We start from the raw sequence: 1,312 nt of genomic DNA, 5'->3' as shown, positions 1-1,312 counted from the left end.
TGCTGGGCGCCGCCGCCGGCCGCGACGATCCGGATGCTGCGACGCCGACGGCCCGATCCGGCGCGGCGGTTCCCGAGACCGGGAACCCGGCCGCCGACTCCGACGCCGTGATCGATGCGCTGATCCGCGCCGGATTTCTCTCCGAGGCGGACGGCGAACTGGAGTTCCTCTCGCCCGAGACAGTGATCGGCGAGCTCGCCGCCGCCGGCCTCGAACGGGAGCGCCGTGCTCTCGGCGACCTCATGGAACTGATCTCGGGGCTGCCGGAGCTCTCGCAGGCGTGGCAGCTGGGGTCCGCGCCGGCGGGGCAGGAGATCCAGGGCGAGATCACGCAGGGCGGCGATGCGGCGATGGCGCGCTGGTTCGAGATCGCGTCCCGTGTGCCGCCGGGTACCCCGAGTGCCGCACTGCCCGACATGGCCTGGATCCACGAGTACGTCGTGCCGGTCCTCGGCAGCCTCGAGGAGGCGCTGGCTCCGGGGGACTACGGGATCCGCTACCTCTTCCACCATTCCGCCGCCGACGATCCGCGCGATCGCGAGGTGCTCGACCGCATGGTCGAGATCGGCATCACCGTGCGCCTCGCGCCGCGCATCCCGAGCTGGTTCTACGTCGACCAGCGCGTCATGGCGGCGTTCCCCACCACGTGGGGCGCCGACTCCCCGGTGGGGATGGCGATCATCTACGCCTCGCCGGTGGTGCGGGCGATGCACGCGCTCTTCGAGTCGCTCTGGGCGACGGGCGTGCCGTATCCGCCTTCTGCGGAGGGCTGGCAGTCGGTGCTGGAGCTGCTCGGCGAGGGCAAGACCGACGAACAGGTCGCCGAGATCCTCGGTATCGGCCTCCGCACCGTCCGGCGGCGCATCGCCGATGCGATGGCGGAGTACGGGACCGGATCCCGGTTCGAACTCGGGGCGGCCTGGGCGGCGGGGAGAGGATGAGTACCGTGGCCAGTGGCGTGGCGGTGGTCGAGGACTTTGTTGGTGACGCCGTCGTCGGCGATGCCGCTGTCGTCGAGGCTGCAGTCGACGACGTTTCTGTCGATGAGGCCTCTGCCGGTGACGCCGCAGTGCTCGCCGGGGTGCTGCGCGACGGAGGTGTTCTCGATCTGCTGCTGCGCCTGCAACGGGGGAAGCCGCGCACGATCGAGCAGATCCGCGAGATCGCGCCTCCGGGGATCGATCTCGGCGCCTCGCTGCTCGCGCTGGAGCGCGCCGGGCTCGTCCGGGTCGATGCCGAGGGGTTGAGGATCGCGCCGCCCGAACCGCTGGTCGCCGGTGCGGTGACGGGCGAGCTGGCGGCGGCGCGCGAG

At 71.9% G+C, this 1,312-nt stretch carries 2 protein-coding genes; both read left to right on the top strand.

The window, feature by feature from the left end; all coding sequences use genetic code 11:
* Positions 1-941, top strand: a 941-nt coding sequence (locus ACFPZL_RS13295; RefSeq protein ID WP_382335846.1) for a helix-turn-helix transcriptional regulator, incomplete at its 5' end; no start/stop codon positions are given.
* Between the two features lie 5 nt (positions 942-946).
* A partial coding sequence (locus ACFPZL_RS13290) for a hypothetical protein (protein ID WP_382335844.1) occupies positions 947-1,312 on the top strand: 366 nt, incomplete at its 3' end.

Origin of the sequence: Leucobacter soli, from assembly GCF_042659205.1 — a bacterium.
GTDB classification, from domain to species: Bacteria; Actinomycetota; Actinomycetes; order Actinomycetales; family Microbacteriaceae; genus Leucobacter; species Leucobacter soli.
Note: the sequence above shows the minus strand (reverse complement) of the source record. Positions and strands in the feature narration are given on the sequence as shown.